The following is a 14,699-nucleotide window of genomic DNA, read 5'->3' as shown; positions in this document are numbered from 1 at the left end:
GTTTCGTTTAGTTTTCAAAGTTCAATATCGCGTTTCAGCGACTTTTATAATTTAACATTTCTCATTAAATCTGTCAACAACTTTTTTCTTTCGTTCCTGACGACGCTTATTAATTTACCATATTAATCATTTAATAGTCAACACTTTTTAAAAAAATGCCAAAATAATTTTATCTTGGCATGATATAAAGCTTAATAATCACTAATGCCGCCACACCTGGTAGGCCTAATAAACTCGTTATTGCCGCTGTACCCATGTTAATTGGGATATGAAAATCAAAATATGTCCCTACAACATTTACGATAAAGAGCAATGCTATGCCTAGAGTAACATGAAAAATCACCTTTCCTATAAAACGTAATGGCTTAGAGGCAACACCAAAAACAAGAAAAATAAACACTAAAGTAAGAATGCCAACAATAATAATTGTAGAATTCATTTTTTCCTCCTTATGAATGACCTATACATCTATTTGTATGGGACAAGACAATAAAAAAGAACAGTTATCATAAACGGCATCTCTTTCATATAAACCTAATAAAACAACACCTCAGCATTTAACAAATAAAATAAAAAGGCCTGCTCAGAAAGCAGAACCCTTTACCATTGTTCCATTTTTACAGGACGACGCTTTGCTTCTTTCAACAAGAAGAAATATTTCGCCTCTGCTATTTTCAAAGAACAAATGACATCTTGAGATGGTTCTACACTTTGTTCGACCATTCTCTTCTGACGTAACCACTCATTCTTCACTTTTTCCAAAAGTACAATTAACTTATCATCATACTCTTTACGCAATTTACCCTTTTTTTGAAAGAACATTTTTGTTTCTCCTCTTATACTTCTCTGCGACCTTCTAATGCTTTCGATAGTGTCACTTCATCTGCATATTCTAAATCTCCACCAACTGGCAGACCATGTGCAATACGAGTTACTTTAATGCCTGTAGGTTTTAAGAGGCGGGAGATATACATCGCTGTAGCTTCCCCTTCAATATTAGGGTTTGTTGCTAATATTACTTCTTGTACCGTTTCATCATGTAGTCGCTTTAAGAGTTGCGGGATATTAATGTCTTCCGGTCCAATTCCCTCCATAGGAGAAATCGCACCACGTAACACATGATATACACCTTGATACTCTTTCATTTTTTCCATTGCGATTACATCTTTCGGTTCTTGCACGACACAAACAACTGATTGATCTCGATGCGAATCATTACAAATATAACAAGGATCACGATCAGTAATATGTCCACATACAGAACAATACGCTAAATCTCGCTTCGCATTTACAAGTGCTTTCGCAAAACCTAACACATCATCTTCTTTCATATCTAATACGAAAAATGCCAATCGAACCGCTGTTTTCGGTCCGATACCTGGCAACTTCATAAAACTATCGATTAGTTTTGATATTGGTTCTGGATAATGCATGTATCAATATCCTCCTAGAACATTCCACCTGGTAAGTTTAAGCCTTTTGTAAATTTACCCATCGTAGAGTTTGATAGCTCATCAGCCTTTTTAAGTGCATCATTTGTTGCAGCTAACACTAAGTCTTGTAACATTTCGATATCCTCTGGATCTACAACCTCTTCTTTAATCTTAACTTCAAGAATTTGCTTGTGACCATTTGCAATAACTGTAATCATTCCGCCGCCAGCTGTACCTTCAACTGTTTTTTCACCAAGCTCTTCTTGTGCTTTCGCCATGTCTTTTTGCATCTTTTGCATTTGTTTCATCATGTTATTCATATTTCCCATTCCGCCACGCATCATAATTAATTCCTCCTAATTATTATTACTCTTTTATTTCAATGAGTTCTTGTCCTACTAATTTCACTGCCTCTTCTATAAGAGGGTCTTCCTTTTTCTCCGGGCTTTCTTCAGACTCTCCACCTTCACGTTGTAAAAAGTCTTCACGGATTTTACCCCATTCACTTTTTGGAATGGCAATCATATTTAACCTTTTACTTAGCAATTCAAATAAAGCTTGTTCTACTGTATCCATAGCTTCTCGATTTTCGCTCGCCATCTTACAGTGAATCTCATATTGAAATGCTAAAACGTAAGTGTCATCTGAAGCTGCCACTGGTTCGCTATTTTCTAGTAGAACAGCAAACGCTACTTTGTTATATGATTTGAGTCTTCCTAACAACTCACCCCATACAGCTTTTAATTGTTCTAAATCTTGACGCTTCGCTTGTTTTAATACTTCATTTACACGCCCGACAGGAATCTTCATACTTCCTGTTCGTACGGGTTTTGGTGTTGCACGTGTCTCTCTTACTTCCTGTTGTACACCAGCTGGCACACCGTTCTTTTTGACTTGCTCTAACTCTTTCTCCAATTGCTGCATCCTGTTCATAATTGCTTGCAAACGATCAGTACCGTTTGCTTGCATCATAAACTGTTGACACAATTGCACCATAACAACTTCTAAGAAAATACGCGGATGATTTGTCCACTTCATTTCCTGTTGTCCCTTACTAAGGGTATGAATAATCTCATAGATCACTTCCGGTTGCATTTCTTCACTCAACTTACGGAATTGATCATCTACAATTACTCGTTCCAACATATGTTCTAGTTGCGGTGAAGTTTGATATAAAAGCATATCACGATAATAGTAAATGAAATCCTCCATAAAACGAACTGGATCCTTCCCTTTACTCATCATTTCATCTATGATCTGTAATGCTCTTGATACATCATTTTCACGTATGCATTCTACTAAATTGCCTAAGTATTGCTGAGAAACAGATCCTGTTACGGCCAATACATCTTCTGTCGTAACAATCTCATCACTATAAGATATAGCCTGATCAATAAGACTAAGCGCGTCACGCATACCACCTTCAGCAGCACGGGCAACAATTTGTAATGCTTCATCTTCCACTTGCGTACCTTCGTTTGTCACAACCGTTGATAATCTCTCAACAATATCATTCACTGATATTTTTCGGAATTCAAAACGCTGACAACGCGAAATAATTGTAGGCGGGATCTTATGAGGTTCTGTTGTCGCCAAAATAAAGATAACATGTCCTGGCGGCTCTTCTAAGGTTTTTAAAAGCGCATTGAATGCACCCATAGAAAGCATGTGAACTTCATCAATAATGTATACTTTATATTCTACAGCACTTGGAGCATATTTTACTTTATCTCTAATATCTCGAATTTCATCTACACCGTTATTTGAAGCCGCATCAATTTCTAATACATCTGAAATGGATCCTTGTGTAATTCCTAAACAAGAAGGACATTCATTACAAGGTTCAGCTACCGGAGCATGTTCACAGTTAATTGCTTTTGCAAATACTTTTGCAATTGTCGTTTTTCCTGTTCCCCTAGGACCAGAAAATAAATAAGCATGTGAAACTTTCTCTTGAAGAAGGGCATTTTGCAACGTTTTTGTCACGTGCTTTTGACCGACTACATCTTCGAACTTTTGCGGTCTCCATGTTCGGTATAACGCTTGGTATGACACGAAAATACGGCCTCCCTCAAAGGTTATTATCTCATTTATTATAACCCATTCTGTTTATAGATTCCAAAAGTTATTTTCTATACAAAAAACTCACCTTTGTATTAAGGTGAGTTTTGTATACATATATAACTGCCGTGCACCCTCCGTCGATTACGTACCATAAGCGTTACTCAAACAGTTAGCTCGGTTCAGGCACTCCTGCGGCACACGAGAAGACCCGCTTATTGCTGCTTCCTTCCGGACCTGACAAGGTTCACGGGGTCCCGTTGCGCAGGACCCAAACGTCAACACCACTTACTTAAGGCAGACCTTACAGCAACATAACCTCGAGAGGGGATTCGGCCTCGCTAGAGCGGATTGCGAGTATAGGGCACCGCTACCTCCCCGCTTAGCACGGCAAAGTTAAAACCAATATTCGGTTGCCTTCATTAAAGGCATTATCAGTATAACTTGTTTCTTTATAAAATGCAAATACGTTAGTTCCCAGTATTTTTCTCTAATTTTTTTATCGCTTTTCTTTTTTTACGAAGCTCTCTAAAAAAGTTTGTTAACAACGTACCGCATTCTTCCTCTAATACACCAGATACTACTTCACATTGATGATTGAAGCGTTCATCTGTTAAAAGATTCATTAATGTCCCTGCACACCCGCCCTTCGGATCACTTGCACCATATACAACTCGCTTCACTCGTGATAAAACAATTCCACCCGCACACATTGGACAAGGTTCTAATGTTACATACAATGTTGCATCTTCTAAACGCCATGTCCCTAATTTTTTACACGCCTCATCTATTGCTAGCAACTCAGCATGAGCTATTGATCTTTGCTCAGTTTCCCTTAAATTATGGGCAACACTAATTACCTCACCATCTAACACTATAACTGCTCCAATTGGCACTTCCTGTATTTCCTCTGCCTTTTTGGCTTCTTCTATCGCTAATTGCATAAAATAAATATCTTGATCTTGTTCCATAACATAGTCCTTTCATTACAAATAAAGTACACTTATTTCCATTTACTACACAGGGGATAACTTTTACATATTCAATCCACCCTAAAAGAAAAAAGAGAGGGGATTACATATGAAAAATACCGCCTTGCTCATTATCGATATGATTAATGACTTTCAATTTTCCCACGGACCCATTCTAGCTCAAAAATGTGAGACTATCACAAACCCTATTTTACAATTAAAGAAAAAAATGAAATCCTTCGGCTATCCTATAATTTACGTTAATGACCATTATCAACTTTGGAGATCTGATATCGACCAACTTATTACTCATTGCACAAATAAATATAGCGAAAATATAATCCATAAGATTGCTCCAAGTTCTGATGATTACATTTTTATTAAACCACATTATTCCGCTTTTTATGAAACACCTTTAAATTCATTACTAGGTTATTTAAAAATAGAAAATCTAATATTAACAGGAGTTGCCGGAAATATATGTATCCTATTTACAGCTAATGATGCCCATATGAGAAATTATACATTGTATGTACCACAGGATTGTATCGCCTCTAACAACGACCAAGATAATATACATGCTTTAAAAATAATGGAAACTACATTGAAAGCAAATATAACATCGTCATCCAAAATAAAATTTAATTAATACATATATCTATTTTCTAACTTTTTATATCAAATTAACCCGCTCGCTTCCCTCTTGTGCTACAATAATTCTGTTTTGTGTTTTTAGTAGTCACGGTAAATCACTGATTGAAAGGAGGAAACAGCGTGACCGGAGTACCATTTATCACGGTTGAAGGACCAATTGGTGTTGGAAAAACTTCACTTGCGAAGGAAATTTCAACTCACATGCAACTCCACTTACTAAAAGAGATTGTTGATGAAAATCCCTTTTTAGGAAAGTTCTATGAAGACATCGACGAATGGAGTTTTCAAACAGAGATGTTCTTTCTTTGTAATAGATACAAACAATTAGAAGATATTAACATAAAGTATTTGAATCAAAGGAAACCAGTAGTAGCGGATTACCATATCTTTAAAAATTTAATTTTTGCATCCCGCACATTAAAAGACTCTCAATATGACAAGTACATGCAAATTTATCGTATCCTTACACAAGATATGCCTGTGCCAAACGTCATTGTTTATTTAACAGCTAGCCTAGAAACATTGCAAAAACGAATCGCCATGCGCGGAAGAGAATTTGAAAAAAACATGGATCCAAATTACTTACTACAGCTCACAAAAGATTATGAAACAGCAATGGATGCTTTTAAAAAAGATCATCCGGAAATACCAGTATTGAAATTTAATGGAGACGATATGGATTTTGTAAAAAATCCTGATGATTTAAACGTCATCCTATCTGCCCTTCAAAATACTCTCTTAAAGGAGTCGAAATAATAATGAATTTAAGGCAAAAATATGATATACCCAATGACGCAGTAATCACTATCGCCGGAACGGTAGGTGTGGGTAAATCAACTATGACAACTGCATTAGCTAATGCTTTAGGTTATCGCACATCATTTGAAAAAGTAGATTCCAATCCATACTTGGACAAGTTCTATGCGGACTTCACTCGCTGGAGCTTCCACCTACAAGTGTACTTTTTAGCAGAACGATTTAAGGAACAAAAAAGAATTTTTGAATACGGTGGCGGTTTTGTTCAAGATCGTTCTATTTACGAAGACACTGGAATTTTCGCAAAGATGCATCATGAAAAAGGTACGATGACGGAAACTGATTATGAAACATACAAAGGGTTATTTGACGCTATGGTCATGACTCCTTACTTCCCTCATCCAGACTTATTAATTTACTTAGAAGGTTCTTTCGATGATATTGTCGATCGTATTCAAGAACGCGGACGCCCAATGGAACAGCAAACGCCAATTGAGTACTGGAAAGAAATGCATGGACGTTATGAAAACTGGATTAACAACTTTAATTCATGCCCTGTATTACGCTTAAATATTAATGAGTACGATATTTTAAAAGATGGGGATTCAATCGAACCAATCATTAAAAAAATTGGCCATTTTTTAAAACAAACACGTAAACTTGTAAAATAAAAAACCCGTGCATATGCACGGGTTTTCCTATTAAATTACTTCTTCTTTGTTGGAGCAATAATTTCACTCTCAGGTTTTCCTGCGTTAATACGCTGACGAACAGTACTTGTACTAATATCGTATGCTTCAGCAATCTCTTTAACAGTCATTTCTTTCCCATTAATTACTGCCGTTAATACTTTACCTGTACGTTTTGGAGCCGCTTCTTTCTTTACAGCTGCTTTTTTAACTTGTTTTGGCACCTCTACTTTATTCGTAGCTGGTTTTACATCACAAGTACAACCACAAAGTTTACGGAATGTATCATCACTAATAATGCGTGATACGTTTGCACCACTGTTTAAAATTCTATTGTTCTTACAGACAGGACATTGTACATAATATAAAGTTTTTCCATCTAAAGGAAACGTTTGTATAATAAGATCCATGTTGACTCCTTTCATATCTATGAAGATAATCATCGGAATATGAGTGTGTAATAAGGACAAAATTACCTTACACCATACTTTATGATTGGTTTTAAAATAAAAACTCGTTACGTGTTGGTAACGAGTTCTCCAATCTCCACTTATATGCGCTGTTGTCAATTATATCTGGAGGAGGTAGAGGGATTCGAACCCCCGCGCGACTCTCGCCGCCTGTCGGTTTTCAAGACCGATCCCTTCAGCCAGACTTGGGTATACCTCCATATTGACATCAAATATAATATCAAAAGAAAAACAGTTAGTCAACCCTACTAAAATAAATTATGAGGAAAGGAAAATTTTACTTTCCCCTTCCTACATTACAGTACTGACAACGCTCATAATTACCAATCACTCATACCGATGAATGTTTAAATTTACTTAATAACTGTTTTTCCTCCCATATAAGGGCGAAGAACTTCTGGAATTATAATTGTACCATCTTCTTGTTGGTAGTTCTCTAAAATAGCTGCAACCGTACGTCCAATTGCAAGACCAGATCCATTTAATGTATGGACATGTTCTGGTTTTCCATTTGGCTCACGGCGGAAACGGATATTTGCACGTCTCGCTTGGAAAGCTTCAAAATTACTACAAGAAGAAATTTCACGATATGTGCCATAGCTTGGAATCCATACTTCAATATCGTATTTCTTCGCTGCTGTAAATCCTAAATCGCCTGTGCACATGCTCATAACGCGATATGGCAACTCTAATAATTGTAACACGCGTTCTGCATCATTTGTTAATTTTTCTAACTCTTCATAAGAATCTTCTGGTTTTACGAACTTCACAAGCTCTACTTTATTGAACTGATGCTGGCGAATTAAACCGCGTGTATCGCGACCAGCTGAACCTGCTTCAGAGCGGAAGCAAGAGCTAAATGCAGCATATCTTATAGGCAATTGCTCTTTATTTAAAATCTCATCACGATGCATATTCGTTACAGGTACTTCAGCTGTTGGAATTAAGAAATAATCTTCACTTTCAATACGGAATGCATCTTCTTCAAACTTTGGAAGTTGTCCTGTTCCTGTCATACTTGCACGGTTTACCATATATGGAGGTAATACTTCTTCATATCCATGCTCATCAGTATGAAGATCAAGCATAAAGCTAATTAAAGCACGCTCTAATCTTGCACCAGCACCTTTGTAAAATACGAAGCGGCTTCCTGTTACTTTCCCAGCGCGTTCAAAATCTAAAATTCCTAAATCAGTAGCAAGATCCCAATGTGGTTTTGGTTCAAAAGTAAATTCTTTTACTTCTCCCCAAGTACGCGCTACTACATTATCATCCTCTGTTTCACCGACTGGAGCAGACTCATGAGGGATATTTGGAATAGATAACATTAATCTTTCTAAGTCTTCTTCAACTGTGCGAAGTTCGTTATCAAAATCCTTTACTTTTTCTCCAACCTCACGCATTTCTAAAATTAGAGCTTCTGCATCTTTCTTTTCGCGCTTTAATACAGAGATTTGTTGAGACACTTCATTACGTTTACTTTTTAATTCTTCTGTCTGAACAAGTAGTTCTCTTCTTCTCGTATCAAGTTCTTCAAAACGTCCGAAATCAGTTAGATCTTCACCTCTATGCTGTAATTTCGCTTTTACTTCTTCAAAGTTTGTACGTAAAAATTTAATATCAAGCATTATATACTCCTCCTTTTATTTTATAAAACACAAAAAACTCCCGTCCCTATATAAAGGGACGGGAGTTAACCCGCGTTGCCACCCTAGTTGAAAGCATTACCGCTTTCCTCTCAAGTAGAAATAACGGCTCTTCACCGGGAATGCTTACTAATCCAAAAGATGTTCCACATTCCATTCCAGGATGGATTCACAAACTGTTTCTATCGATTTCCACCAACCATCGACTCTCTATAAGAAACAACATTTGTTACTATTTCCTATCAACACGCTTATTTTATAAAATTGTTACCATCAATTTACTATAATCTTATACAAGTTGCAAGTTACTTATACAACTTTTTTCATTTTCGCTTCTTTTACCATTTCAACAAAGTATGCTGTTACACGATGATCATCTGTTAATTCTGGATGGAATGAAGCAGCTAAAAACTGATCTTGTCTTACCGCTACCATTCGGTCACCATGCTTAGAAAGCACTTCAACATTATCAGCTACTTCTACAACATACGGCGCACGGATAAATACACCAACGAAGTCTTCACCCACGCCTTCAATTGAAAGCGCAGCTTCAAAACTATCCTTTTGGCGTCCGAACGCATTGCGCTCAACTGTAATATCCATAGCACCAATATGTGCTTCTTCATAGCCAATAAGTGTTTTCGCAAGAAGAATCATCCCTGCACACGTACCAAACATTGGTTTACCAGACTTTGCAAATGTGCGAAGTGGTTCCATGAAAGCATACTTATCAATAAGACGGCGCATTGTTGTACTTTCACCGCCTGGTAAAATAAGACCATCAATCTCTTCAAGTTGCTCTATACGCTTTACAACAACAGCTTCTGCACCACTTGCTTCAACTGATTTTACATGTTCACGAACTGCACCTTGAAGACCTAGTACACCGATTTTCACCATTTTAAAGTTCTCCTTTAATTACCATCCACGCTCTTGCATGCGTTGTTCTGGTAATAACGTTGAAATTTCGATACCCTTCATTGCATTACCTAATCCTTTAGAAAGACTTGCAATTAGTTCGTAATCTTCATAATGAGTCGTTGCTTCAACAATTGCACGTGCAAATCTCTCTGGGTTTTCTGATTTGAAGATACCAGATCCAACAAATACCCCATCAGCACCAAGTTGCATCATTAATGCAGCATCTGCTGGCGTTGCTATACCACCTGCCGCAAAGTTTACAACTGGTAAGCGACCAAGACGTTTAATTTCAAGTAATACTTCGTAAGGAGCACCCGTATTTTTTGCATATGTCATTAACTCATCTTCACGTAGACTCGCAACTTGACGGATTTCTGCATTGACTTGGCGCATATGACGCACTGCCTCTACAATGTTTCCTGTTCCTGGTTCACCTTTTGTACGAAGCATAGATGCACCTTCTGCAATACGACGTGCAGCTTCTCCGATATCACGGCAACCACATACAAATGGAACTGTGTAATCACGTTTATTTAAATGGTATACTTCATCAGCAGGAGTTAATACTTCACTCTCATCGATATAGTCTACCCCTAATGATTCTAATACACGTGCTTCTACAAGGTGACCGATACGGCATTTTGCCATAACCGGAATTGACACTGCACCCATAACTTCTTCAACGATTGTTGGGTCTGCCATACGAGAAACGCCACCTGCTGCACGAATGTCTGCTGGTACACGCTCTAATGCCATAACGGCAACTGCGCCTGCCTCTTCTGCAATTTTTGCTTGTTCAGCGTTAATTACGTCCATAATAACGCCGCCTTTTTGCATTTCTGCCATTCCACGTTTTACACGCTCTGTCCCTGTTACATTTGTCATGTACAAAAACCCCCCTAGGTGAATTGCTTTCCCCCGTTAAAGGCGAAAATTAAGAATACTCTTACATTCTACCACTAACTATCAGATGCTTGTCTACTACTTTTTCATAAAGTCGGTATGAAAAATAGGAATAAAAAAAAAGCCCCTACCATGAGGAGCTTCTAAAACCAACCTTTTACTGTATCAACAGCACTATTCCACATACCACTAAAGAATGAACCAATTCCGCGCATAGCACGAGTAAACCAGTTTGCTTCTTCTACTTCAGATGTTGTTACAAGATCCACTTGCAACGACTTACCAGTTAAAAATCCAGGGTCGTTTGTATCTTTTGGCGTAATTACCATTTGACCAAGCGCAGCTCCCTTTTTAATAGGTGCTTCTTGTCCCTTACTTGATTCTTTTAATTCTGTTTTATAAACATCTTTACTTCCTTTTGGCACTGGAAGTGAAATAGCTTGTTTCGTTTGAACTGCTACATCTTTATCTTTCGCATTTTCTACTCTTACTGTTTCTTGTCCTTTTACTGAAGAACCTTTTTTATACATTTGTTTCACTTCAAAGTTAGCAAATCCATAATCATATAGCTTCTTTGTTTCATCAAAACGTGCTGTATGAGAACTTGTTTTAATAACTACAGAAATAAAACGCATACCGTTTCTTTCAACCGTACCAGTGAAGCAATCTCCTGCTTCTGGAGTTGAGCCTGTTTTCAGACCATCTACGCCATCATATTCTTTAACTAAGCCCTTTAACATCCAGTTCCAGTTTGACATTGCAAACTTCTCTTTTTCTGGACGGAATTCTTTTTTAGGAATTTTTGCTGTATCTAACACTTTTGGATAATCTTTAATTAAATGTTGTGCTAAAGTTGCAACATCCTTTGCAGACATTTTATTTTCTTCATCTGCTGTTGTTCCTTCAGGGTGCATTCCCTTTAAATCTTTATTCGTTAAACCTGTAGAATTGACAAATTTATAATTTTTCAACCCTAGTTCTTTCGATTTATCATTCATCATTTTTACGAAATCTACTTCTTTACCTGCAATTGCTTCTGCTAATGCAATTGTTGCACCATTTGCAGAAAAGATTGCCATTGCCTCATATAACTCTTTTACTGTATAAGAGCCACCATTTTCTAATGCAACATTTGATAATGAAGCATCTTGTGAAACCTTATATGCATATTCAGAAACCTTAATTTTCTGGTCCCACTTAAGTTTTCCTTTATCCACTGCTTCGTGAACTAAATATTCACTCATCATCTTTGTCATACTAGCAATGGATAATAATTCATCTGCATTCTTTTGATATAAAATTTTCCCAGAATTCGCTTCTACTAAAATTGCCGCGCCTGCTTCAATGTTTAAAGCGGCTCCTGTTTCAGCTGATGCATTGCTATATGGAATAAAAATGCTACAAGCTAGTGTAAGCACTGTTACCAAAGCAATGAATCTTTTGCAAAACATACCTTTCACTTTTGCTACCCCCAATATCTATGTACTCACATAACCGTTATTCTAACATAATCAAAAAAAAATAGACAGAGATATCAAATCTCTGTCTATTTGTATATAAGACATTATAATGAGTAGTTTGGAGCCTCTTTTGTAATTTGTACGTGATGAGGATGACTTTCACGTAAGCCTGCACCTGACATACGAATGAATTGTGCATTTTCGCGTAAGAATTCTAAATCCTGTGCTCCGCAATATCCCATACCTGCACGTAAGCCACCAACTAATTGGTGAACTGTATCTGCTAAAGGTCCTTTATATGGTACTCGTCCTTCAATACCTTCTGGAACAAGTTTTTTATTTCCTTCTTGGAAGTAACGATCTTTACTTCCTTTTTCCATCGCACCGACAGAACCCATACCACGATACACTTTAAATTGACGACCTTGGTAAATTTCAGTTTCTCCAGGACTTTCGGCAACACCAGCAAACATACTACCTAGCATAACAACATGTGCTCCTGCTGCTAAAGCTTTAACCATATCACCAGAGTACTTAACACCGCCATCAGCAATAACTGGAATACCGTGTTTACGAGCTTCGGTTGCACAATCATAAACTGCTGTTAATTGTGGTACACCAACACCAGCTACAACACGTGTTGTACAAATAGAACCTGGTCCAATACCAACTTTAACTACGTTTGCACCAGCTTCAATTAATGCTTTCGTTGCTTCAGCTGTAGCAACATTTCCAGCGATAATATTTAATGATGGATATTTAGCACGAACTTCTTTTACCTTATCAATAACGCCTTTAGAATGCCCATGAGCTGTATCAAGTACAATTGCATCTACACTAGCTTTTACTAATGCATCGATACGAAGCATAGCATCAGCTGTTACACCAACTGCCGCTCCAACTAATAAGCGTCCTTGCTTATCTTTAGCAGAGTTTGGGAATTCAATTACTTTTTCAATATCTTTTATTGTAATCAGCCCTTGTAATACACCGTTATTATCAACAAGAGGGAGTTTTTCAATTTTATACTTTTGTAGGATCTTTTCAGCTTCTTCCAGTGTAGTACCAACTGGAGCTGTAATTAATTGTTCTTTTGTCATTACGTCAGAAATTTTGATTGAGTAGTCTTGGATGAAGCGCATATCACGGTTTGTAATAATACCAACTAATTTTCGCTCATCTAAATTATTTACAACCGGTACACCTGAGATACGATATTTTCCCATAAGATGTTCTGCATCATATACTTGATGTTCTGGAGTTAAGAAGAAAGGATCTGAAATAACGCCGCTTTCAGAGCGCTTTACTTTATCAACTTGCTCTGCTTGTTGCTCAATAGACATATTCTTATGAATAATTCCTAAACCACCTTGGCGAGCCATTGCAATAGCCATGTCAGCTTCTGTTACTGTATCCATTCCTGCACTAATTAACGGGATGTTTAGCTGTAAGCTTTCAGATAAAACTGTTTTAACACTTACTTCTCTTGGTAATATATCTGACCTAGCTGGTACAAGTAATACATCATCAAAAGTCAAACCTTCTTTAACAAATTTAGATTCCCACATAATTGTTCCCCCTATGATACCAGAAATTATTATTAGTAGCTTATCAATTGGTTAAAATACTGTCAAGGACGTATATATATGTTAGAATTTTTAGACAATAAAAGGAGCGTAATATATGCATCAAACATCTTGCACTTGGCAGCAGTTAAGTTTCTTTTTTTCATCTCAAAACGTACAACGTTATCTTGCCCGTTGTTATGAAAAATCCTCTATTCAGGATGCCGAAAAAAAAAGTTTTGAAAATTGTTATCCCTTTATTTATTACTTAGAACACGGGAAAAATTATTATGAATTATATAAGACAGCTCCATTTTCCATTCAACCAATGTTGTTATTTTATGGAATTAGCCAACTTTTTAAAGCATGTCTACTAACCATTGATCCTAACTATCCTGAATCCACTACTGTTTTAGCTCATGGCGTTACAACTCGCAAACGAAAAAAACAAGGGTATCAATTTTTAGAAGATGAGGTGAAGGTACAAAAAAACGGATTGTTTACTCATGTTGCAGAACAACTGTTTCACATGAAACACTTAGAAGCAGAAAAATTTAACATGTTAGAACTAATGGGAAATATTCCAGAATTACAAAATTTGTTCCGCTATAGTCAAAAAGGATCAACTTTATATAAAATCGATTCAACAATTAAAAATGAGCTCTCCTTTTCAGTCAACCTACTAGATCGATTACATATGACTAAAGAGAGATTTTCTCGCTACATTGAAACATCTTGTAAGCATTTATCAATGCAACATGTACCTGAGAAATCTAATGAATCGAATTTACTTTTTACGGCGCCAATTCAATCATGGAATCCTATGTACAGTACTCCTTTATACTATGAATATCTTACTAATACTTATTATTTACCACTTACAACTGATCCTAGAAATCCTAAACCAGTATTACCTGAACTCCTCGTTCATTATTTATTGCTCTATAATTTAAGCATGATTTCTAGGTATGAAACAGATTGGTGGTATGACTTACTTGGAAGCTATGGCTCTGAAGATTATCCATTTATTTATCAATTTCTTAATATTTCTGCTCAAAAAATCCCTTACTATATTTCATCATTTTTACTAACAGAACCTAATCTATTTCATGGGAAATAAAAAAAACACAAGTCAAAAGACTTGTGTTTTTAGTTGCTTGGCGACGTCCT

The 14,699-nt window shown here is 36.7% G+C and carries 16 protein-coding genes, 1 tRNA gene, 1 other RNA gene and 1 other annotated feature; of the genes, 4 read left to right on the top strand and 14 right to left on the bottom strand.

The window, feature by feature from the left end:
* Positions 1-169 precede the first annotated feature (169 nt).
* From IBT51_RS26780 to tadA, 7 genes are all read right to left on the bottom strand, one after another.
* Positions 170-439: a pro-sigmaK processing inhibitor BofA family protein gene (locus IBT51_RS26780; protein ID WP_001089273.1), complete on the bottom strand. Its 270-nt coding sequence runs from the start codon at positions 437-439 to the stop codon at positions 170-172.
* A gap of 161 nt (positions 440-600) precedes the next feature.
* Positions 601-822 carry a YaaL family protein gene (locus tag IBT51_RS26775; protein WP_000466019.1) on the bottom strand — a complete coding sequence of 74 codons (222 nt, stop codon included), beginning with the start codon at positions 820-822 and terminating at the stop codon, positions 601-603.
* Between the two features lie 14 nt (positions 823-836).
* Positions 837-1,433: a recombination protein RecR gene (gene recR / locus IBT51_RS26770; protein ID WP_000559169.1), complete on the bottom strand. Its 597-nt coding sequence runs from the start codon at positions 1,431-1,433 to the stop codon at positions 837-839.
* Positions 1,434-1,447: 14 nt separating this feature from the next.
* On the bottom strand, positions 1,448-1,774 hold the full coding sequence (locus IBT51_RS26765) for a YbaB/EbfC family nucleoid-associated protein (protein WP_014894853.1): 327 nt from the start codon (positions 1,772-1,774) through the stop codon (positions 1,448-1,450).
* Between the two features lie 25 nt (positions 1,775-1,799).
* Positions 1,800-3,488 (bottom strand): DNA polymerase III subunit gamma/tau, encoded by a 1,689-nt coding sequence (dnaX, locus tag IBT51_RS26760; RefSeq protein WP_000121561.1) that lies wholly within the window; start codon positions 3,486-3,488, stop codon positions 1,800-1,802.
* A gap of 132 nt (positions 3,489-3,620) precedes the next feature.
* Positions 3,621-3,885, bottom strand: an RNA gene (gene ffs, locus IBT51_RS26755) — signal recognition particle sRNA large type.
* Between the two features lie 79 nt (positions 3,886-3,964).
* Positions 3,965-4,465: a tRNA adenosine(34) deaminase TadA gene (gene tadA, locus IBT51_RS26750; RefSeq protein ID WP_000434330.1), complete on the bottom strand. Its 501-nt coding sequence runs from the start codon at positions 4,463-4,465 to the stop codon at positions 3,965-3,967.
* A gap of 109 nt (positions 4,466-4,574) precedes the next feature.
* On the opposite strand from tadA, the gene IBT51_RS26745 reads away from it, so the two are divergent.
* The 3 genes from IBT51_RS26745 to IBT51_RS26735 all read left to right on the top strand — a co-directional run bounded on the left by IBT51_RS26745 (position 4,575) and on the right by IBT51_RS26735 (position 6,546).
* On the top strand, positions 4,575-5,114 hold the full coding sequence (locus tag IBT51_RS26745; protein ID WP_053563255.1) for a cysteine hydrolase family protein: 540 nt from the start codon (positions 4,575-4,577) through the stop codon (positions 5,112-5,114).
* A 125-nt stretch (positions 5,115-5,239) separates the two neighbouring features.
* Positions 5,240-5,875, top strand: coding sequence for a deoxynucleoside kinase (locus IBT51_RS26740; protein ID WP_000148218.1), 636 nt, complete (start codon positions 5,240-5,242; stop codon positions 5,873-5,875).
* A 2-nt stretch (positions 5,876-5,877) separates the two neighbouring features.
* Positions 5,878-6,546, top strand: coding sequence for a deoxynucleoside kinase (locus IBT51_RS26735; RefSeq protein WP_001053585.1), 669 nt, complete (start codon positions 5,878-5,880; stop codon positions 6,544-6,546).
* Between the two features lie 35 nt (positions 6,547-6,581).
* Here the strand turns inward: IBT51_RS26735 and IBT51_RS26730 are convergent, their stop codons facing one another.
* The 7 genes from IBT51_RS26730 to guaB form a co-directional block, all read right to left on the bottom strand.
* A complete protein-coding gene (locus tag IBT51_RS26730; protein WP_000364192.1) occupies positions 6,582-6,974 on the bottom strand; it encodes a sigma factor-like helix-turn-helix DNA-binding protein in 393 nt (130 codons plus the stop codon).
* Between the two features lie 166 nt (positions 6,975-7,140).
* Positions 7,141-7,233 (bottom strand) — tRNA-Ser (locus IBT51_RS26725).
* A 154-nt stretch (positions 7,234-7,387) separates the two neighbouring features.
* A complete protein-coding gene (gene serS, locus IBT51_RS26720; protein ID WP_000884174.1) occupies positions 7,388-8,662 on the bottom strand; it encodes a serine--tRNA ligase in 1,275 nt (424 codons plus the stop codon).
* A gap of 51 nt (positions 8,663-8,713) precedes the next feature.
* Positions 8,714-8,935, bottom strand: a binding site (T-box leader).
* Between the two features lie 54 nt (positions 8,936-8,989).
* Entirely contained in the window at positions 8,990-9,580 is a 591-nt protein-coding gene (pdxT, locus tag IBT51_RS26715) for a pyridoxal 5'-phosphate synthase glutaminase subunit PdxT (protein WP_000238785.1), read from the bottom strand.
* A gap of 18 nt (positions 9,581-9,598) precedes the next feature.
* On the bottom strand, positions 9,599-10,486 hold the full coding sequence (gene pdxS, locus IBT51_RS26710; protein WP_000186154.1) for a pyridoxal 5'-phosphate synthase lyase subunit PdxS: 888 nt from the start codon (positions 10,484-10,486) through the stop codon (positions 9,599-9,601).
* Positions 10,487-10,647: 161 nt separating this feature from the next.
* Positions 10,648-11,955 (bottom strand): D-alanyl-D-alanine carboxypeptidase DacA, encoded by a 1,308-nt coding sequence (gene dacA / locus IBT51_RS26705; RefSeq protein ID WP_139213359.1) that lies wholly within the window; start codon positions 11,953-11,955, stop codon positions 10,648-10,650.
* Between the two features lie 113 nt (positions 11,956-12,068).
* Positions 12,069-13,532: an IMP dehydrogenase gene (gene guaB / locus IBT51_RS26700; protein ID WP_000264089.1), complete on the bottom strand. Its 1,464-nt coding sequence runs from the start codon at positions 13,530-13,532 to the stop codon at positions 12,069-12,071.
* A 115-nt stretch (positions 13,533-13,647) separates the two neighbouring features.
* On the opposite strand from guaB, the gene IBT51_RS26695 reads away from it, so the two are divergent.
* A complete protein-coding gene (locus IBT51_RS26695) occupies positions 13,648-14,649 on the top strand; it encodes a YaaC family protein (RefSeq protein WP_069354727.1) in 1,002 nt (333 codons plus the stop codon).
* Positions 14,650-14,699 lie beyond the last annotated feature (50 nt).

The organism is Bacillus sp. S71, from assembly GCF_016625265.1.
GTDB lineage: Bacteria > Bacillota > Bacilli > Bacillales > Bacillaceae_G > Bacillus_A > Bacillus_A cereus.
This window is presented reverse-complemented; position numbering and strand designations above follow the sequence as displayed.